Origin of the sequence: Streptomyces sp. CB02923 (assembly GCF_001905005.1) — a bacterium.
Classification (GTDB): Bacteria; Actinomycetota; Actinomycetes; order Streptomycetales; family Streptomycetaceae; genus Streptomyces.
In genome coordinates this window covers 1,206,824-1,226,923 of record NZ_LWKZ01000001.1, presented here as the reverse complement: position 1 = coordinate 1,226,923, position 20,100 = coordinate 1,206,824, and the positions used below count along the sequence as shown (strand labels likewise).

Sequence of the window (20,100 nt, the reverse complement as noted above, 5' to 3'; positions counted from 1 at the left end):
TCCCGCACCGCCCCCGCGCCACAGTGGCACGCGGCACGATTTTGGCCGGTCCGGCACGTGCCGGGAAGCGTGAGATCCGGCACACCGGGCGTTTCGCTTACGGGAGGGTTACGCACGGCCGTCCAAGGGCAGACTTCCCTGCCACCCGGCTGCCCCAACAGGCCGTCATGCTGCAAGATGTGGCCGTGCACTCCGCCGACACGCCCACCCCGGACCAGCTCGATCCCTCCGCCATGCGGGCGCAGTACCGCGCCGAGGGACTCGCCGAGGCAGAACTCGCCCCCAGCCCGTACGACCAGTTCGCGCGCTGGTTCAAGGAAGCGGCCACCAGCGGACTGCACGAGCCGAACGCGATGGTCGTCTCGACCGCCGACGCCGCGGGCCGCCCCAGCTCAAGGACCGTCCTGCTCAAGCGCTTCGACGAGCACGGCTTCGTCTTCTTCACCAACTACGGCAGCCGCAAGGGCCGCGACCTGGCGGAGAACCCGCACGTCTCGCTGCTCTTCCCGTGGCACCCGCTCGCCCGCCAGGTCATCGTGACCGGCACGGCCGCCCGCATCGGCCGCGACGAGACCGCCGCGTACTTCCGCACCCGCCCGCACGGCTCACAGCTCGGCGCCTGGGCCAGCGACCAGTCCGCACCGGTCGCCTCCCGCACCGAACTGGAGCGCGCCTGGAACGACCTGGCGGCCCGCTACCCCGAAGGGGAGCAGGTACCGGCACCGCCGCACTGGGGCGGCGTGCGGGTCGTCGCGGAGACCGTCGAGTTCTGGCAGGGACGGGAGAACCGCCTGCACGACCGGCTGCGTTACGAGCGGGAGAGCGGCGGGGAGGGCTGGTCCGTCGTACGGCTGGCGCCGTGAGGCCGGCGGGGCGGCGGCGCGTCCGTTGCCCCTTCTGGCCGTATGCCGCGGGCCGGTGTCCGTTCCTGACCGTACGCCGCGGGCAGGCGTCCGTTTCCGGCCGTACGTCATGGGCCGGCGTCCGTTTCCGGCCGTATGCGACGCGCCGGTGAACGCAGACGACCCGCGGGCTGCTTCCCCGCGCCTGAGGCGCGAAGGGGCCGGTCGGACGAACCGGCAGCCCGCGGGTCGGGTGACTGCTTGGGATTGGCCGGCTGCGCAGCTGTTTCCTGCGCTGGTCCGGCGCTGCACACTGAGTGCGACGACGGGCCGCTAGCCCGCAGTCACCTCACGCGTCCGGTGCGAAATCATCTGCCGAACCACCTCCCTTCTCGTGTGCCTCACACCCTAGGAACCGGTCCGGCGGCCGCACAACCGAATTTCCCGCGGCGGGATTTCGGCGAATGGGGTGTGGTCCGCGTCACGTTCCAGTTGAATGATCCGGCGTGCAGCACGTGTGGCCGCGTTCGTAGGGGGTGCCAGTGGCTGCTTCGTCTTCGTCCTCCTCGTCGTCCTCGTCGCACCGCTTCGAGCCCGTACCGCCCGGGGGTCAGGGCCGGGCCGCGGACCGGGGCGGCCCGCCTCCGGACGACGCGCGCGCGGACGAGTGCCCCGACGCGGAACCGGACCCGCAGCCGGACAGCGACGACTCCGGCCTGCTCGCCGCCCTGCTGGACGGGATGGACGCCGCGCTGTGCGCCTTCGGCGCGGACGGCACGGTCACCCACTGGAACCGCGAGGCGGAACGCATCCTCGGCTGGTCGGCGGGGGAGGCGGTCGGCCGCCCGGGGCTGGCCGGCTGGGCGGTCCGCAAGGAGGACGCCGACGAGGTGGAGGCCCGCCTCCTGGCGGCGACCCGGTCGCCGGGGCGCCAGGTCCACGAGTTCGCGCTGCTGACCAAGGACGGCCGCCGCGTCCTGGTGCGCACCCAGTCCTCCGCGGTGCTCGGGCCCGACGGCCGGGCGGCGGGCGTGTACTGCGCGTTCAGCGAGGTGCACACCCAGATCGACCTGGAACGTTCCATCGCGCTCAGCGAAGCGCTCTTCGTGGACGCCTCCTGGGGCGTGGTGCTGGTCGACGCCGACCTGCGGCCCGCCGTCGTCAACGCGCACGCCGCACGCGCCCTGGGAATGGGCCGTACGGCCGTACTGGGGCGCCCGCTGGGCGACCTGCTGACCCAGGGCGTGGAAGAGCTGGAGAGCGCCCTGACGCACGTCCTCGCCGAAGGCACGCCGCCCGCCGCCGCCGAACTGTGGGTCACCCTCCGGTCCGACGAGGCCGAACCGACCCGCCGGTGCTGGCGCAGCGGCTTCCTGCGGCTGGCCTCGCCCCTGGCGGAGGAACCCGTACCGCTCGGCGTGGGCTGGCTCTTCCAGGACATCACGGACGCCAAGCGCACCGAACAGGAAAGCTCCCTGCTGCGCTTCCGCGCCCAGCAACTGCACCGGGCGGGCCGGGCCGCGGGGGAGTGCGAGGACCCGACGGAGGCGGCGGCGGTCCATCTCGACTTCGCCCTGGCGGGGTTCGCCGATCACGGGCTGGTCGATGTGGTGGGGGGCGGGATCGGGAGCGCTGGTGGGGGCAGTGGCGAGGGCGGGGCCGGTGATCCTTCAGGAGGCGCGCCCAGCCTCGTACGGGCCATCGCCTCACCCGCGGGCGCGCCCGGCCCCTCCGAAGCGGTGCCGCCGACCGGCATTCCGGTGGCCTACGGAGCGGGCCACCCGGCCGCACAGGCGCTGGAACGGTGCGGCTCGGTACGGGCCGGCGCGGGCCCGGCCGTCGCGGAGGGCTGGGCCGCGGCCCGCAAATGGCCGGACGGCACGGTGCACGGCTTGTGCGTGGTGCTGCGCAGCCGGGGCCGGACGCTGGGCGTGGCGACGTTCCTGCGCGGCCCCTCACGCCGCCCCTTCGACCGGGCGGACGCGACGTACGCGGAGGACGTCGCCTCCAGGATCGCCGCGGCCCTCGATCTGTGTGACTAGGGCGCTTCTGACGGATCTCCGCGGCATCGCGACGCCCGGCACTCCCCCAAGCTCTTCGAGCAGGGGGGACCCCCACTCGCCGCACGGCGCAAAGGGACAGGTGGCTCCGCCACATGACCCTTCACACCGCACGCCGAGAGCACGCACCGAACGCCGCTCCGTCCCCCACGGAGATCCGTCAGAAGCGCCCTAGTGCCGGTAATAGATCCGGTCCGCGTACTCCCGCATCACCCGGCCGTTCCAGTCGTGGCCGCCGTCCACGTTGCCGGAGCGCAGCAGCGGCGGGTCGATGCCGCGGTCGGCCAGCACGCCCGCGGCCGTCGCGACGACGGACTGCATGATCGCGCTGGTGACGACCGTCGAGGCCGGGGCGAACGGCGCCTCGATGCCCGGCAGCGTCAACTCCGCGTCACCCACCGGGATCTTGCTGTCCAGGACGATGTCGCAGTGGTCCCGGAGGTGCGTACCGGAGACGTGCCGGGACCTGGTCTCCTCCGCGTACGCCACCGACGTCAGCCCGATGACCTTGAGGCCGAGCGCCCGCGCGTTCATGGCCATCTCCACCGGCAGCGAGTTGCGCCCGGAGAGCGAGATGACGATCAGCACGTCACCGGTCTCCAGGGGGCTGGTGTCGAGGACCGCCCCGGCCAGCCCGTCCACCCGCTCCAGCGCGCTGCCGAGCGTCGCCGGCCGCACGTCGACGCCGACGACGCCCGGCACGGTCAGCAGGTTCATGACGGCGAGGCCGCCGGCCCGGTAGACGGTGTCCTGCGCGGGCAGGGAGGAGTGCCCCGCGCCGAAGGTGAAGACCCGGCCGCCGGCCTCGACGGTGTCGGCGATGAGCGTCCCGGCCGCGCCGATCCGCTCGTCCTCCTCGTCACGCACCCGGCGCAGCAGGTCGATCGCGGCGTCGAAGTACTGCCCGGCCAACCGGTTGCTCTCGCCCATCGCCGCGGGGCCCCTCTCGTCGGTACTCATCGGTCTTGTACGTTGTTCCTCGTACATTTGTCCTACGTTCTGACGCATCCGGCGGCGCCGGCCGCCGCTGCTGGCAACGCACCGGTTTCCCGCCGATCCCCGGCTGTTTCCTGCCGTTCTTGTCCGTTCTTGCCGTTCCCGCCGTTCTCGCCGGGGCCGTCCGCGGTCCGGACGGTCCGGTGGCGGTTCCGGTGGCGGTTCCGGCGGGGACAGTCGTGGCGCGGATCACGTTGCGGTCTGGACCAGTGCCCTGTCAATACGGTGTACGTCGCCGCTCGCGACCGGACGGACACCTTCCGGTAGCCCGGACGTCGCCCGGTTGCCGCCTCGCCGCAGGGCGGGTGGCGCCGGGTCCGGGCTCCGGCGGGGCCCGGCCGGAGCGGGCGCGGGCCCGTTGTCGGTGGGATGCGTCAGAATTGAGGTCAGGGCCACCGCACGACACATCAAGGGGCACGCATGTCCGGACTGATCGACACCACGGAGATGTATCTCCGCACCATCCTTGAGCTGGAAGAGGAAGGCGTGGTCCCGATGCGCGCCCGGATCGCCGAGCGGCTCGAACAGAGCGGCCCGACGGTCAGCCAGACCGTGGCGCGCATGGAGCGGGACGGCCTGCTCACGGTCGCGGGCGACCGCCATCTGGAGCTCACCGAGGAGGGCCGCCGGCTGGCGACCCGCGTCATGCGCAAGCACCGGCTCGCCGAGTGTCTGCTCGTCGACGTCATCGGGCTGGAGTGGGAGCAGGTGCACGCCGAGGCGTGCCGCTGGGAGCACGTGATGAGCGAGGCGGTCGAGCGCCGCGTCGTGGAACTGCTGCGGCATCCGACGGAGTCGCCGTACGGCAACCCGATCCCGGGCCTGGAGGAGCTGGGCGAGAAGGCCGAGGCCGACCCGTTCCTGGACGCCGGCATGGTCAGCCTGATGGACCTGGAGGCCGGCGCGGACGGCAAGACCGTCGTGGTCCGCCGGATCGGCGAGCCCATCCAGGCGGACGCCCAGCTCATGTACACGCTGCGGCGGGCCGGTGTGCAGCCGGGCGCGGTGGTCAGCGTGACCGAGTCGTCCTCGGGCGTCCTCATCGGCAGCAGCGGCGAGGCGGCGGAGCTGGAATCCGAGATCGCCGCGCACGTCTTCGTGGCCAAGCGCTGACCCGGGCCGACCGCCCGCCACCCGGCTGACCTGGCACGACGTCAGCCCGGTGCAGTGGTCAACCGCTTCACCCGCGCGCGGAGTTGGCGGAACGCGAGCGGAGCGGCCGGAGGCATGTCACGCTGGCGCTGAGCGTGCGCGCGAAGGCCGCCGCGGACCGCGCGGTGGCAGATGGCAACCGCGCGGTGACAGGTGGCAGCAGGCACACGTGCGCGCGAGGACAGCGGACAGCGGGCTCATGACGTGTGGCGCCTAAGACCTGGGGCGAGGCGGCTGACGACCGACAGGGCGTGACAACACCTGCCGCCGCGGCCCCGGGTCGGGGAGGGGGCTCGGGTGAGGAGCAGTCCCCCGCGACCCCCGGCCCGCCCCGGGAAACCACCCCCGAAACCGAAGTACGCGACGACCCGGACGCGCAGGGCGACTTCGGCAAGTTGTGCGGGGGTGGGCGGAGGTGGGGGCGGGGACGGTGGTACGGGTGCGGGTGCGGGTGCGGGTGCGGGTGCGGGTGCGGGTGCGGGCGAGAGGGCTCGTGGGGGTTTTGGCGTTCTGCGTTGCGCGGTTGTCAGCGGGTGCGTTTTCGGGCCCAGGGGCGTTTGCGCTTTGAGGTGCGCCTTCGGCTTGAGGTGCGCCTTCGCTTTGAGGTGCGCCTCCGGCTTGAGGTGCGCCTTCGTCTTTGAGTGCGGTCCCGCCTCCGCTTTCAGGCGCGCCTCCGCCTTTGAGTGCGGTCCCGCCTCCGAGTGCGTTTTCGCCTCTGAGGGGGTTCTCGCCTCTGGGCGCGTCCTCGCTATCGGGTGTGTCCCCGTGTCCGAGGGCGTCCCCGCCTCTGAGTTCGTCCCCGCCTCTGAGCGAGCTCCCGCCCCTGAGGGGGTCCTTGCCTCCGAGGGCGTCCTCGTTACCGGGCGTGTCCCCGCCTCTGAGCGAGCCCCCGCCCCTGAGGGGCTCCCCGCCTCTGAAGGCTTCCCCGTTATCGGGCGTGTCCCCACCTCTGAGCGTGTCCCCGCGTCCGAGCGAGCCCCCGCGTCCGAGCGAGCCCCCGCGTCCGAGCGCGTCTCCGCCTCCGGGCGCGTCCTCGCCTCCGAGAGGGGCTCCGTCATCGGGCGCGTCCTCGGTCTCAACTGGGCTGCCGCCTCTGGGGGTAGCGCGGCTTCGGGGCAGCAGGTTGCCTCCGGGCGGCGGGTTGTTTCCGGACAGCGGGGTGCCTTCGGGCGGCGGATTGCTTCCGGGCGGCTGGTTGTTTCCGGCTGGCGCGCCGCTTCCCGGCGGCGCATCGCTTCGGGGGGCCGATGCACTTCGGGGCGTCGCCGCGGAAGGCGCATGCGAAGCGGGTTCGTCCGGCGCGACGGCGGCGGCCCCGTGAACGACCAGGGCCCCGGCGCTGCGAGCAGCCGGGGCCCCGCCTCCCCACGTCCCCCCGCCAAGACCCGGAGCCCCGAGCTCTCAGGGTCTTTCCCCGTGGGCCCCCTTCCCGGTGGGGCCCGCCTCCCGCTACGTGTCTCCCCTCGGCGAGGACCGGCAATCCTTGGGCGTGGTCACCCGAACGAGGGTTATTGGGCGCAGAATCAGCTTATTCGAATAGGGGTTCGATAGTGTGGGGCTGCTCGAAGACCGATTGGGGGTGCCAGGGCCCATGGTGCGGCGTATCGACGTGACGGGGGCCGGCGGCGTCCGGCTCGCCGCCTGGGAGTTCACCGACCCGCCGAAGGCCGGCCGGGGCGGGGAGGAGGGGGAGCGCGGTCCCGGCGTGCTGCTCCTGCACGGCCTCATGGGGCGCGCGTCGCACTGGGCCGAGACCGCCCGCTGGCTCGGCTCCCGGTGCCGCCCCGTCGGCCTGGACCAGCGCGGTCACGGCCGGAGCGACAAGCCCCAGGACGGCCCGTACGACCGCGAGGCGTACATCACCGACGGCATCGCCGCCATCGAGCAGCTCGGCCTGGCGCCCGCCGTCCTGATCGGCCACTCCATGGGCGCCCTGACGGCCTGGCAGGTGGCCGCCCGGCGGCCCGACCTCGTCAGCGCGCTGGTCATCTGCGACATGCGGGCCTCCGCCCTGGGCGCGGCCTCGCAGCAGGAGTGGGCGGACTGGTTCCGCTCCTGGCCGGTTCCGTTCGCCACCCTCGCGGACGTACGCAAGTGGTTCGGCGAGGACGACCCGACACTGGAGCGGTCCAAGCCGGCCCGCGGTGAGTTCTTCGCCGAAATCATGGCCGAACGCGCCGACGGCTGGCGCCCGGTCTTCTCCCGCCACCAGATGCTCACCGCCCGCGAGACCTGGGTCCACGACGCGCATTGGGAAGATCTCGCGCTGGTGCAGTGCCCCACGCTCGTCGTCCGCGGCCTGGACGGCGAACTGGGCCGCGCCGAAGCCCAGGAAATGGTCCGCGTCCTCCCGTACGGCGCCTACGCCGAGGTCCCGGACGCCGGACACTGGCTCCCCTGGGAAGCCCCCGCGGAGTGGCGGGGCGTACTGGGCCCCTTCCTCGACTCCGCCCTCCCGACCTGAGGCCCCTGGACGCCCCGGAACCACTCGACACTCCCGGAACCACTCGGGCCTGCCCCGGAACCACTCGGGGCTACCCCGGGCTACCCCGGGCTGACCGGGACCGGCCTGTCCGAGCTGTGCGGGACTGCCCTGTCCGGGTTATGCGGCACCGTTCGGCCCATGCGGGACCGCCCCCGGGCCGTTCGGGACCGCCCCCGGGCCGTTCGGGACCGGCCCCGGGCCGTTCGGGGCTTACTCGCTCCGGAAGGGGAACGACGCCCCCAAAGCACCGCGGCAGGCTTCGTCCAGCGCCTCTTTCCGGTCCCCTCCGGCGTTCGCCAGGAACTCCTCGTCCAGCTCGGACAGGATGCCCCGCGCCCTGGCGAGCAGCGAGCGGCCCTGTTCGGTCAGATCCAGCCGTGCGCGGTGCCCCTGCCCCAGCAGATTGCGCTCCACCGCCCCCAATTCCTCCAGCATGAGGACGGTGGCGCGCATGCTCTGGCTCGTGACACCCGCGCGGCGGGCCAGATCGCTGTACGACAGGTCGGCGTCGCGGGAGATGTGCCCGAGGGCCCCGAACAGCCGCATCGACAGGCCGATGTCGGCAAGCCGCGCTTCCAGCTGCTCCTGCAGGCGCCGTCCGGTGCCGATCACCAGCATGACCGTCGACAGCGCAATCTCCGGCGCCTTGCTCACCTGTGACTCCCTACCGATGTCCGCGCGTGGACTCTCCCGGTATCAGTGTCCCAGGCCGCCCGGCCCCGGTGATCAGGCCGACTGCACCGTGACGCCGAGCCGCTCGGCCGCCCGCTCCGAGACCTTGAGGAAGGGCGTCTTCATGCCGGCGGTCATGCCCAACACCGTCCGGGTGAGCTCAGGACCGGCCAGCTCCGGCGTGCCGACTCCGAACAGGGGCGTAGGCGCGTACTCCATGTTCAGCTCGGCCGCGCGCGCCGTCTCGGTTCCGAGGAGGTCCTGAACGAGCCGCAGGGCGATCTCGATGCTCCCGGTCACCGGGCCGGCGGTGATGCGGTTACGGTCCTCCACGACGGCGTTGGTCGATACCGCTGTCGCTCCGTAGTAGGGCAGCAGGTCGTACACATGGAGGTTGGTCGTGGCCCGGTATCCGCGGAGCAGGCCGGCCGCCCCCATCAGCAGGCTGCCCGCGCAGACGCCCGCGATCCACTTCGCGCGACTGCCCCGGTCGGCGAGGAACGCCAGCGTCTCGGCGTCCTCAAGAACCTCCGCGGGCACGGCTCCGGCACACAGGACGTCCAGATCGGCCGGGCAGTCCTCGAAGGTGGTGGTGGCGCGGGTGGGGAAGCGGGGGAAGCCCGAGATCTCGTCCAGGTTCTTCCAGACGAGATGCACGTTCACCCCGGGCAGCATGCCCAGGACCGTGTGGAGTCCGATGACGTCGACCGGCATGTAGTCGGGACACACCAGAATCGCGATCTCCAGCCTGCGCTGTTCGTCGGTCATGTTCGTCTTCTCCCTGCCTCGATCGAACTAACTTGCAGTCAAGCTACAAGCCTGCCTGTAAGTATCTGATAAGAGACCCGCCGCCGATCTATTCCCTGCCGGTCCCATCGACGCGTCGATAGTGTCGGCGACCATGCACCTTCTAGTTCTTGGCGGTACATCTTTCGTCGGCCGCGCCGTCGTCGAGGACGCCCTGCGGTCCGGTAACGAGGTGACCCTGTTCGGCCGGGGCCGCACCAACCCTGACCTGTTCCCCGATCTTCCCCGGCTCATCGGCGATCGTGACACCGGCGACTACTCCGCACTGCGGGGGAGGAGTTGGGACGCGGTCATCGACGTCAGCGGATACGTACCGCGCCACGTCGGACAGGCGATGGACGCACTGGGCGACCGCGTCGGCCGATACCTGTTCATCTCCAGCCACGCCGTTTACGAACGCACAGGCCTGGCCCCGGGCAGCGACGAAAACACCCCGCGCCGCCCACCCGTACGGGACACGGAAGAGCTGAGCGAAGCCACGTACGGCCCGCTCAAAGTGGCCTGCGAGGACGATGTGACCGCCCGGTACGGCACGCGGGCGACGATCGTACGGCCGGGAAAGGTGGCCGGGCCGCACGACTCGATGGACACGTTCACGTACTGGGTACGCCGCGCCGCGCGCGGCGGCCGAGTGGCACTGCCGGCCGACCCGGCCCAGCCGGTACAGATCATCGACTCGCGTGACCTGGCCCGCCTGGTGGTGCAGTTGATCACCGATGACCGCCCCGGCGTCTTCCACGCGGTGGGCCCTGCCGAACCGACGACACTCGGCGAACTCATCGAGACCTGTGCGCGAGTGGCGGGCACCCAGGTCGACATCGTGCCGGTCTCTCCGGACGGGGCGCCCCGAATGTTTCCGCTGGTACGCCCGAACTGGCCGACCCAACAGCGCAGCGCGGCCCGCGCCCGGCAGGCCGGCCTCCCGTCGACCCCGCTGGAAGTAACGGCCGCCGACGTCCTGGCCTGGGACCGCGCCCGAGGCGAACCCCCGCTCCGCCTCGGCTACACCCCCGAAGAAGAACAAACAGCCCTCACCACCCAAGCGGCCGCCCCGCCCCCCACCCCCTAAACGGGACAACACGAACAGCGGGACCTGAGCGGGCGGGTGGGTGGGGGGGCGGGGGAGCGAGTCTGGGGGCTTCCCCCCCGGCCCCCCCGCCCCCGCCCCCCACCCCTCCCCGAACCGGTGTACGTGTCGCGCGAAACGTGCACATCTGATGGGCCGAATAGACCGCCAGGGCCACAGGTACTGCAGGTACTACAAGGACTGCAGGTGCTGCGGGTACTGCGGGCACTACAAGGTTCGCAAGGACCGCATGAGCTGCATGAGCTGCATGAATCGCCTGTTCAACCCGTCTGCGGGCCCTGCCCCTGTCGAACCCACCTGCGGCCCTTCAATCGCGCCTACGGGCTGGCAGCGCACCTACGTTGCCAGGCGCGGGTGCCGACACAGGCGCCGCCGTCACTGGCGCCACCCCGCTGACACCACTGGCGGCACCGGCACCGGCACCGGCACCGGCGCCACCGGTACTGTCACCGGCGCCAAGACGTGTCTCTTCGATCAGGTGGATTGCGCCGCTGTGATGCCTCCTGCTCGTGGTGGTGGATGTGTCCGTTGAGTCTGGTAGGCCGCTACGGTCTGTCTCCGCAGGGGCCGTGCTGGAAGGCGGTCACGCTGCACATCACTGTCGGGCGAGTGGCTGCTATGCGAGGAGTGCCGTGATCATCATTGCCGGGAAGTTGTACGTGGATGCTGCTGCTCGTGACGCATACCTGGCCGGATGCTCGAAGGTCATCGAGCATGCCCGGGCCGCCCTCGGGTGCCTTGATTTCGCCCTGTCGGCCGATCTGGTCGAGCCTGACCGGATCAATGTGTACGAACGCTGGGAGACGGACGAGGATCTCGAACGCTTCCGTGGTGTGGGCCCGGAGCCCGAGCGGACAGCTCAGATTCGCGCAGCCGAGGTGAGCAAGTACCGGATATCTGGCGTCGAGGCCCCGTAGGTCAGCCCTTTCGATCATGATCGGAGCCAGGTGAGAAGCGCGGTGGCGGTGATGGTGACGGTGGCGGTGGCGGTGGCGAGATGGACGGATCCGCGCTGGTCATAGCGAGTGGCGACGGCCCTGAACTGCTTCAGTTTTCTGATGGCCCGCTCCATCGTGTTGCGCTTTTTGTGCCCGTCCGGCGCGGGACCCGCCCGGCCCTTTGCCTGCCGCACCGCCTCCTCCAGCAGGTCGTGCAGGATCACTGCCGTCGGCTGCTGCTGTTCCCCCGTCGCTGCATCCGGGCCATCTCGCGTTGGAGTGGGTAGCAGGTGGCTACTACGTACAGGGTGAAGAGTGTGATGAGGGTGAGGCCTACCGGGCTCAGTAGTTCTGGTGGGTCGTTGTGTATCCATTGCCAGTTGGCGGTCCAGTTCGCGGTGGTGTCCGCGATCATTACTCCGCATGCCATCCAGGCGCCTGCTCTGCGTAGGCGTAGTACCAGGAAGGCGGTCAGCGGGTCGAGGATCACCAGGCTGATGAAGAACACCTGAAGCGGCACTTGAGGGAAGGCGGCGTAGGCGTGGACGCCGTCGCGTATCAGGTCGATGAGGTGGGCGCAGGTCCCTTGGATGAAGCCGTACGCGTATGTCGCGGCAACCCATCGTGCCCAAACCGGTAGTTCGCTCCAGCGGTGCTTGAGCTGTGAGAGGTGTGTGGGGCGTGAGGGAGAGGGAGGGGAGGGGGCTTGGGTGTTTTGGTTCATGGTTGGGGGCCGAGGGCGCGTTGGACGTGTGTGGTCAGGGAGGCGTCGGTCAGTAGGGAGCCGTAGCCGGTGGCTGCCCACACGCTGTGCTCCGGCGGCAGGTGGAAGTACGGGACGGGGCCGCCCGACGCCTGGTCCTGGTCGGTGAGGGTGTCCGGGCTCCGGCGGGTCCGTAGGGCACGTATGCAGGAGGCGCAGGCTCCCACCTGGAAGCGGTCGCCGTGCTCCGAGGGGCGCCAAGGTATGCGTCGGGTCGCGGTGCCGTGCAAGGGGTGGAAGAAGCACAGGGGGAGCGGAGCCGTTGACCGGTCGAGGGCGGCATAGCCCTCGTGGAGGAGGGCGAACACGCCCGCCAGGTCCGGAACTCCCCGCGCCCTCTGCAAGAGAGTGTCGGCCGTCGCGCAGGCCTCACGGGCCTGCTCCGCGGCAGCCGGTGCGGCAGTTGTGCTCCGCGTCTGCGCGGCCAGACGTATGACCTCCTCAGCGGCGCGCTCCCGTATCTCGGTTTCGTCGGCTCGGCGCAGAGCGGTGAAGACGGACCGGGGGACCGACAACGGGTGCGCGAAATCTCGTAGCCGGGTGCGGCGGCGGAGAAGGAGAGCGACGGCCGCTATGAGCAGGAGCGGTCCGGCGATCAGGAGGAGGAGTCGGGGGAGGGAGGCGGAATCGGGAGTGGTGGATGGGATGGCGGATGGGGTGTGCGTTGCTGCTTGGGCGGTTGTGGCGAGGAGAGTCAGTGACACACATGCCGTTGTCACGGCTGCCGTTGCCATCGCCGTTGCCGACAGGGAGCGTCTGCCTGTCCCTGTTCCTTCGGTCGGCCGCATGCTTCCCCACCCCCGTTCGCCGGACGAGCCGGCGGTTTCGCTGACGTCCGTGTCGTCTTGGCGATCGTTCTGTCGCCGTGATGCACGACGGTACCGGCCGTTTTCCCGGCGTGGGGAAGCCTGTGGATAACCTTCGGCGGCGACGGATTTCCGTCACCCGGAGAGCTGTTGGCGGCGGGGGAGCAGCAAGGACGGGAGGAGCGCCAGCGCCACCAGGGCCACTGCCCAGATGTAGGTGTGCTGGAAGGCCGCGGACAGTTGGGGAGCGAGGGCGCGTACCGCGTCGGCGGGCAGGTTGTGGACGGTTTCCAGGCCGCCGCCTCCGTCGGCCGGTGCCGGGAGCCGGGTGCTCATGGCGCCCGCGAGCAGGACGGACATCAGGGCCGCGCCCACCGAGCCCGCGAGCTGCGGGATGATGCTCAGCGTCGTCGAGGCGGCCGGGAGGCGGGCGTGGTCGATGCCGCGGGTGGCGGTGGCCATCGTCGGCATCATCGTCATGCCGACCCCGACGCCCATGACGGCGAGCGCGGCCGCGAGCGCCCAGTACGGGGTGTCCGCCGCGACCTGCGTGGTGAAGGCCAGGAATCCGGCCGCTGCCAGGCCCACGCCGGCCGGTACGAGCCTGCCCGCCGGGACCCTGTCGGCCAGGCGGCCCGCGAACTGCATGGTGATCCCCGTCGCCAGCACCTGCGGAATGCCCAGCAGCCCGGCGCCGGTCGCGCTCTGACCCCGTACGACCTGGTAGTACAGCGGCATCAGCAGCATCGAGCCGAAGTAGCCGCAGACGAAGAGCGCGAGGGTGGCGGCAGCCGGACCGAACGGGCGGCGGCGCAGCAGCCGGAGGTCGATGAGCGGGGACTTGGCGGTCAGCGCCCGTACGGCGAAAGCGGCGATGAGCGCGGCGCCCGCCAGCGTCGGCACCAGGGCGCCCGCGCTGGTGAAGGAACGTTGTTCCGCGCCGCTGGTCAGGCCGTAGATGAGGATGGCCAGGCCGGGAGAGAGCGTCAGCAGGCCGGGGAGGTCCAGGCGCGGGCCCCGGCCCGGAGCGTCGCGCCGGAAGATCCGTCCGGCCAGGGCGAACGCCAGGACGCCGACCGGGATGTTGATCAGGAAGATCCAGCGCCAGGAGACCTCGTCGACCAGGTAGCCGCCGAGCACCGGGCCGACCAGCGGCCCGACCAGGACGGGGATGCCGAGGACGCTCATCATCCGTCCCCGGCGGGCCGGGTCGGACGCCTGGAGGAGGATCGTCATGCCGACCGGCTGGACCATGCCGCCCGCCAGCCCTTGCAGCACCCGGAAGACGATCAGGGACTCGGTGTTCCAGGCGAGTCCGGCGAGTGCCGATCCGACGGCGAACAGCGCGATGGCGAGCATGTAGAGGCGCTTGGTGCCGAAGCGGCCGACGGCCCACGCGGTGACGGGGATGACGGTGGCCAGGGCGAGCGTGTAGCCGGTGGCCACCCACTGGATGGACGCCAGCGGGGCGTGGAAGTCCGCGGAGAGGCGGTTGAGGGCGACATTGACGACGGTGGTGTCGAGGACCGTCATCAGCGAGCCGAGGACGACGACGAAGGCCATCGCCATGACGCCGCGGCCTTGGCCGGGAGCGCGAGCGGGCGCCGGATCGGCTGGTGACGCCGGATCGGCTGGTGGCACCGGGTCGGCCGGTGGCGCCGAATCGACCGGTGGCGCCGAATCGACCGGCGGCGCCGAACCGGCTGACGGCGCCGCATCGGTCAGCGGCGCCGAACCGTCCGATGGCACTGAATTGGCCGACGGCACTGAACCGCCCGACGGCGTGGACGATGGCTGCGCAGGCGGTAGCGCTGGCGTGGGCATGGGTCGGCTCCCCGTGATGGCGGCCGGGCCCCGATGGCCGGCCGATCACCCACACCCTCGGACCTGAAGCAAACTTGAGGTCAAGCGAGCGGGGGAGCGAACTGCCCACTCCGCGGACGGGGGCGGGCGAGCTTTCCCCCCGCGGCCGGGGTGAGCGCGCTGCCCCCGCAGACGGGGGCAGGCGAGCCGCCCACCCGCCCCCAGCCCCTCACCCCTTGCTGACCGCCCCCAGAATCTCCGGCAGCCGTGCCGCCACCCGCGGCGCCGCCACCCGCATCCCCAGGAGCGCGATGCCGACGCCGTACGCCGCCCCCACGGGCAGCATCAGCCACAGCAGGCTGTGCAGGCCCGCCACGTGCAGCCACACCAGCAGCGCGACCACCGGGGCGGCCAGCACGCCGCTCGTCAGCATGCCGCCGAACAGGCTGAACCAGGCGATGGCGCCCTGTCCGGGGGCGATGTTCTTGTTGCTCTCCGCGGGGATCGAGTACGGGAACAGCGCCGAGGTCAGCGCGCCGGTCGCCACCAGAGCGCCCAGCAGGGCCAGCGACAGTCCGTAGACGTCGAAGAACGCGGACCACGGCCCCAGGGAGGCAGCCGCGCCGACCACGACCAGCGTCACGAACGGCACGCCGACCATGGCCAGTCCCAGGCCCCGCGCGCGCAGTTCGAGGAAGGCGTCGCGGGGTGTGGAGATCGTCGAGGCGACCATCCAGAACGCCGACGTGTCCTGCCCGAACTGGTTGTACATCTGCATCCCCAGCAGGGTCGACGCCGAGAACGCCGTATAGATGCTGCCGCCGCCCTGGAGGGCGGAGACGACCGGGACGAGCAGGCCCACGCCGAAGGCCATGGCCCACGACATCTTCGACTTCGGGTCGCGCCACGCGTAACGCATCATCCGCAGGATGACGGTGCCCGTACGGCCCTCCGGCAGCAGCCGCTGCAGACCGCCGCCCGCAGCGCGCTGCTTGCGCGCGCTGTCCTGCTCGACGGCCTGGAGGGTGGAGGAGTCGGGCGAGGTCATCACCCTGGTCAGGGTGCGGCTCCACCACCACAGCAGCAGGCCGAGCGCCACCGCGGCCAGCGCCAGGCCCAGCACGGCGCGCCCGTACGAACCCTCGCTCGCCGCGCGGACCGCGTCCACGGCCGAGGCGGGCGGCACCCAGCGCAGGACGTCGGAGACGGACTCCAGGGCGGACAGCCCGCCGCCCGACCCGAACAGCTTCTGCGTGCCGATGTTCACGCCCTGCGCGCCGATCGCGACGAACAGGCCGCTCAGCACGGCGAGGTCGCGGCCCCGGCGGCTGGTCAGCAGCCGTACGTTGGCGGTGGCCACGGCCCGCGCCAGCGCCACGCACACCAGGACGACCAGGACGACGGCGAGGACGCCGACGACCGCGGCGCCCGCGCTGTGCGCCATCATGATCGCCGAGCCGACGGCCAGCGCCAGCGTGAAGACCGGCCCGATCCCCACCAGCGACGTCACCAGCAGCGAGACGATCAGCGGGCGGGGCCGCAGCGGCAGCATGACGAGCCGGGTCGGGTCGAGGGTCTCGTCACCCGACGGGAAGAACAGCGGCATCGCCGCCCAGCCCAGCGTCAGCAGCCCGGCGAGCAGGACGCCCAGCGCGCCCGCGTGCTCGACGTCGCGCAGGGCGACCAGGCCGGCCAGCACGCCCGCCGCGCACAGCAGGGACACCACCAGCGACGCCACGTACGCGACGGTCCGGCCGGACGACTGACGCAGACCGTTGCGCATCAAGGACAGCTTGAGGCGGATGAAGACCGGGGTCAGCGACGGGCCCGGGGCCGCGTGCGGGGCGCCGGACGGCGTGCGGGCGGGCGCGGCGGGAGGAGAGGAAGCGGTCATCGGGCGCCCCCGCCACCCAGCCAGTCCAGGTTCTGCCCGGCCGCGCGCCCGTTGGCGCCGACCAGTTCGAGGAACGCGTCCTGGAGGGACGGCGCGTCACCGCGCACCTCCGCGAGCGGCCCGTCCGCCCTGATGCGCCCGCCGGCCATCACCGCGACCCAGTCGCACAGCGACTCCACCAGCTCCATCACATGGCTGGAGAAGACGACGGTGGCGCCGGAGGACGTATAGCGCTCCAGTACGCCGCGGATGGTCTGCGCCGACACCGGGTCGACGCCCTCGAACGGCTCGTCCAGGAAAAGGATCTCGGGGTTGTGCAGCAGCGCCGCCGCCAGCCCGATCTTCTTGCGCATACCGGTCGAGTAGTCGACGACGAGCTTGTTCTGCGCGCCCGACAGGTCCAGTACCTCCAGCAGCTGGTCGGCGCGCTTGTCGACCTCCGCGCCGGGCAGCCCCCGCAGCCGCCCGATGTAGGCCAGGAGTTCGCGGCCCGACAGCCGCTCGAACAGGCGCAGCCCCTCGGGCAGTACGCCGATACGGGACTTCACCGCGACCGGGTCGTGCCACACGTCGTGGCCGCCGATCTCCACCTGCCCGGCATCCGGGCGCAGCAGGCCGGTCACCATCGACAGGGTGGTGGTCTTGCCCGCGCCGTTCGGGCCGACCAGGCCGATGAACCGGCCCGCGGGCAGCGCCAGGTCGATCCCCGCGACGGCGACCTGCTCGCCGTACTTCTTCCACAGCCCCCGGACCCGCACGGCGGGCACACCACCGGGCGGTCCATCCGCCCGGACGGACGAGCCGTCCGGCGGCGCGACCGCGCCCGTCGGCTGGTCGATGTGTTCCGGCTCTTCGTTGGCCACCGGTCCTGCCCTTCCACGTCCCCGCAGGGGCCGGTCGGACCCCCGTCCTTGCGTCCCACGATACGGGCGGGCGTGTGACGGGGCCGGTGCGGCCGAACGGCCGGGCGTGCGGCGTACGGGAGGGGCGTGCGGGGCGCGGTACGCGCCGGGCGCACCTGCGCGGAATGGCGGCGTACCGGAGCGGGACGACGGCGCGGCGGGGGCGCCCCGTCCGGCTCCGCCGCCCCGCCCTCACCGTCCGCGTGCCGCGACGGCCTCCCGCCCGCAGGCATACGCCAGGGCGCTGATCAGTACGTCCGCGTCCGGCAGCCACCGGTTGGCGGCGGTGGGGCGGCGCACCCACTGCACCGCCCCGTGCGCCCCCACACGCGTCGGCGGCGCGGCGACGTAGTCGCCCTCGCCGCGCGCGACGAGGTCCAGCGACGCGGGCGGCCAGCCCAGCTGACGTACCAGGTCGGGCACCTTGACCGAGGCACCGGGAAGGACGAAGAAGAGCACCCGGCGGCCCGGGGTGCGGGTCACCGGACCGAGCGGCAGGTCCATCCGCTCCATCCGGGCCAGGGCCAGGCAGCCCGCCGTCTCGGGCACGTCGAGCGCCTCGAACGTACGGCCCGTGGGAAGCAGGATCGAGGCGCGCGGATTCCTGCCCCACAGGCGGCGCGCGGCCGTCGCGCTGCCCGTGGCGTGACCGGCCCAGCCGGGGACCGCGGGGTGCGCTCCGGGCGCGGCGCAGTCGGCCGCTCCGCACGAGCAGCGCGGCACTTCGCCCTCGTCCTCCAGCCATGCGCCGGGCAAGACGTCCCAATGCCGCTCTTCCGCGTAACGCACCGCAGTTTCGATCAACAGCTCGCCACGCTGCTGGGGTACCTGAGTGGCTCCTGTGACTCCGATGGTGTCTTCCACGTGCTGGACAACTTCCCCTGTCACCAAGGGTTACGGCCGACACGTGCACCGCCCCGGCGCATCGTTCCCGCACGTGGGGCGCATGGATGCATGGTTGGGGGCGCGTGCGGGGTAGCGCCGGAAGAACGGGTAGCCACCTGCGTGACGGGCGGAGAGGCCGCCCGGCGGCAGGCCGCGGCACAGCCGGTACGGCCCCCGGAGCGAACGGCCGGGACCGTACGGCGCGGCGGCGCCGCGAGCAGGACGCGGGTACCGCACGGCGTACCCCGGTTCCGTCGGTTCCCCGACACCACCGCCCCACCGAAGACCGGAACAGGAGCAGCACCAGCAGCAGGAACAGCCGAAGCCGGACCCATGGCGCAGGACCGGGACCTCGGCGGCAGGACCTACCGGAACACCGCAATCCGGCGGAGTGATCCGCCGGCCGGACGGTCCGACCGCTATCACCCCGGGAATGTCAAGGCTTTGGCGGACATGACGCACATCTGAGATATCCCGGATATCTGGCATATGCGAGGGGAATCGATCAACGGGTACGGCGTTCGCTGGTGAACGCGCAGCAGTAATCAGGGGGTGCAGTATGGCCGCCAGGCCACTCGTCGCGCGGCAGCCGAACGAACGGCTGCAGGCGCTCATTCAGGAAGCCGCCTGCTCCAACGCCGGGCTCGCCCGCCGCGTCAACATGTGCGGCGCCGAACACGGACTCGACCTGCGCTACGACAAGACCTCCGTCGCCCGCTGGCTGCGCGGCCAGCAGCCGCGCGGCCGGGCCCCCGCCATCATCGCGGAGGCGCTCGGCCGCAAACTGGGGCGCACGGTCACCATCGACGAGATCGGGATGGCCGACGGCAAGAACCTCGCGTCCGGCGTGGGCCTGCAGTTCTCGCCCACCGTCCTCGGCGCCATCGAGCAGGTATGCGAGCTGTGGCGCAGCGACGTCGGGCGGCGCGACTTCCTCAGCGGCTCCACCGTGGCCGCCTCAGCGCTGGTCGAACCGAGCCGCGACTGGCTCATCACCAGCGCCGACCCGCAGGTGGCGCGCAACGCCGGTGCGCGGGTGGGCATCTCGGACGTCGAAGCCGTACGGGCCATGACCACGGCCCTGGGCGAGCTGGACCACCGCTTCGGCAGCGGCCACGTCCGGCCGGTCGTCGTCCACTACCTCAACAGCGTCGTCTCCGGGCTGCTGGCCGGCTCGTACCGGGAATCGGTCGGCCGCGAACTGTTCGCGGCGGTCGCCCGGCTGACCGAACTGGGCGGCTACATGGCCGTCGACACCGGCCAGCCGGGACTGGCGCAGCGCTACTACATCCAGGCGCTGCGACTGGCGCAGGCGGCGGGCGACCGCGGATACGGGGGGTACGTACTGGCCGCCAGCATGAGCCACCTCGCCGCCTCGCTGGGCAACCCGCGGGAGATCGCACAGCTCGCGAAGGCCGCGCAGGAAGGCGCGCGCGGGCACGTCACGCCGCGTGCGGAGGCGATGTTCTTCGCGGCGGAGGCGCGGGGACACGCCCTGATGGGCGACGCGCGGGCCTTCCAGCTCGTGGCGGGCCGGGCCGTGGGCGCCATGGACCGCGCCGGCGGCACCCCCGGCTCCCCGGGCGCCGGCGAGGACCCGGTGTGGATCTCGCACTTCGACGAGGCCTACCTCGCCGACGAACTCGCACACTGCCACCGCGACTTGGGGCAGGCGAGCGCGGCACGCCAGCGCGCGCAGGAAGCGGTGGACGGGCATCCGGAAGGGCGGGCGCGGCGCCGCGCCATCGGGCTGGTGCTGCTTGCCAGCGCGCAGGTCCAGCAGCGCGAGATCGAGCAGGCGTGCCACACGGGCACCCAGGCCGTCGAGTTGCTGAGCGGGCTGCGCTCGAACCGCGGCGCGGAGTATCTGGAGGACTTCCAGCTGCGGCTGGAGCCGTACCGGGACGAGCCGGTGGTGCGGGAGTTCGGTGCCCGGCTGGAATTGCGGGCAGCCGCGTAACGGATTCGCGGCCCGCGGCAGCCGGGGGAGGGCTGGTCGGCGCCCGGG

At 72.0% G+C, this 20,100-nt stretch carries 16 protein-coding genes; 7 read left to right on the top strand and 9 right to left on the bottom strand.

From position 1 onward, the window contains the following. Nucleotides 1-167: 167 nt before the first annotated feature. Both pdxH and A6A06_RS05230 read left to right on the top strand, forming a co-directional pair. Complete coding sequence (gene pdxH, locus A6A06_RS05235; protein WP_199930679.1) at nt 168-863, top strand: pyridoxamine 5'-phosphate oxidase; 696 nt, start codon at nt 168-170, stop codon at nt 861-863. Between the two features lie 719 nt (nt 864-1,582). Further along, nucleotides 1,583-2,884, top strand: a complete 1,302-nt coding sequence (locus A6A06_RS05230; protein WP_443333717.1) for a PAS domain-containing protein — start codon at nt 1,583-1,585, stop codon at nt 2,882-2,884. A gap of 189 nt (nt 2,885-3,073) precedes the next feature. Here A6A06_RS05230 and A6A06_RS05225 read toward each other — a convergent pair whose 3' ends face one another. After that, nucleotides 3,074-3,832 (bottom strand): SIS domain-containing protein, encoded by a 759-nt coding sequence (locus A6A06_RS05225; protein ID WP_073759832.1) that lies wholly within the window; start codon nt 3,830-3,832, stop codon nt 3,074-3,076. 486 nt (nt 3,833-4,318) lie between these two features. Here A6A06_RS05225 and A6A06_RS05220 point away from each other — a divergent pair, with 486 nt between their 5' ends. Next, nucleotides 4,319-5,011: a metal-dependent transcriptional regulator gene (locus A6A06_RS05220; protein ID WP_073759242.1), complete on the top strand. Its 693-nt coding sequence runs from the start codon at nt 4,319-4,321 to the stop codon at nt 5,009-5,011. A gap of 1,630 nt (nt 5,012-6,641) precedes the next feature. After that, a complete protein-coding gene (locus tag A6A06_RS05215; RefSeq protein WP_073759241.1) occupies nt 6,642-7,514 on the top strand; it encodes an alpha/beta fold hydrolase in 873 nt (290 codons plus the stop codon). 231 nt (nt 7,515-7,745) lie between these two features. Here the strand turns inward: A6A06_RS05215 and A6A06_RS05210 are convergent, their stop codons facing one another. Further along, nucleotides 7,746-8,189 (bottom strand): MarR family winged helix-turn-helix transcriptional regulator, encoded by a 444-nt coding sequence (locus A6A06_RS05210; protein WP_079193782.1) that lies wholly within the window; start codon nt 8,187-8,189, stop codon nt 7,746-7,748. Between the two features lie 72 nt (nt 8,190-8,261). Beyond that, the gene (locus A6A06_RS05205; RefSeq protein WP_073759240.1) at nt 8,262-8,975 is read right to left on the bottom strand and encodes a DJ-1/PfpI family protein; all 714 of its coding nucleotides are present in this window, start codon (nt 8,973-8,975) and stop codon (nt 8,262-8,264) included. A gap of 133 nt (nt 8,976-9,108) precedes the next feature. Here A6A06_RS05205 and A6A06_RS05200 point away from each other — a divergent pair, with 133 nt between their 5' ends. Together A6A06_RS05200 and A6A06_RS05195 are read left to right on the top strand one after the other, a co-directional pair. Next, on the top strand, nt 9,109-10,083 hold the full coding sequence (locus A6A06_RS05200) for an NAD-dependent epimerase/dehydratase family protein (protein ID WP_073759828.1): 975 nt from the start codon (nt 9,109-9,111) through the stop codon (nt 10,081-10,083). Nucleotides 10,084-10,733: 650 nt separating this feature from the next. After that, on the top strand, nt 10,734-11,018 hold the full coding sequence (locus A6A06_RS05195; protein ID WP_073759239.1) for a putative quinol monooxygenase: 285 nt from the start codon (nt 10,734-10,736) through the stop codon (nt 11,016-11,018). A gap of 14 nt (nt 11,019-11,032) precedes the next feature. Here the strand turns inward: A6A06_RS05195 and A6A06_RS05190 are convergent, their stop codons facing one another. The 6 genes from A6A06_RS05190 to A6A06_RS05160 all read right to left on the bottom strand — a co-directional run bounded on the left by A6A06_RS05190 (nt 11,033) and on the right by A6A06_RS05160 (nt 18,071). Beyond that, entirely contained in the window at nt 11,033-11,263 is a 231-nt protein-coding gene (locus A6A06_RS05190; protein ID WP_073759238.1) for a hypothetical protein, read from the bottom strand. A gap of 496 nt (nt 11,264-11,759) precedes the next feature. Further along, nucleotides 11,760-12,506, bottom strand: a complete 747-nt coding sequence (locus A6A06_RS05180) for a hypothetical protein (protein ID WP_206780360.1) — start codon at nt 12,504-12,506, stop codon at nt 11,760-11,762. Between the two features lie 237 nt (nt 12,507-12,743). Next, entirely contained in the window at nt 12,744-14,177 is a 1,434-nt protein-coding gene (locus A6A06_RS05175; RefSeq protein WP_079193781.1) for a DHA2 family efflux MFS transporter permease subunit, read from the bottom strand. 463 nt (nt 14,178-14,640) lie between these two features. Then, a complete protein-coding gene (locus A6A06_RS05170; protein WP_073759235.1) occupies nt 14,641-16,305 on the bottom strand; it encodes a transporter in 1,665 nt (554 codons plus the stop codon). Beyond that, nucleotides 16,302-17,168 carry an ABC transporter ATP-binding protein gene (locus A6A06_RS05165; protein ID WP_199930678.1) on the bottom strand — a complete coding sequence of 289 codons (867 nt, stop codon included), beginning with the start codon at nt 17,166-17,168 and terminating at the stop codon, nt 16,302-16,304. The genes A6A06_RS05170 and A6A06_RS05165 overlap by 4 nt, the downstream gene beginning before the upstream one ends. Before the next feature lie 231 nt (nt 17,169-17,399). Then, on the bottom strand, nt 17,400-18,071 hold the full coding sequence (locus tag A6A06_RS05160; RefSeq protein WP_073759234.1) for a bifunctional DNA primase/polymerase: 672 nt from the start codon (nt 18,069-18,071) through the stop codon (nt 17,400-17,402). Between the two features lie 580 nt (nt 18,072-18,651). Between A6A06_RS05160 and A6A06_RS05155 the strand changes: the two genes are divergently transcribed. Further along, on the top strand, nt 18,652-20,052 hold the full coding sequence (locus tag A6A06_RS05155) for a transcriptional regulator (RefSeq protein ID WP_073759233.1): 1,401 nt from the start codon (nt 18,652-18,654) through the stop codon (nt 20,050-20,052). Nucleotides 20,053-20,100 lie beyond the last annotated feature (48 nt).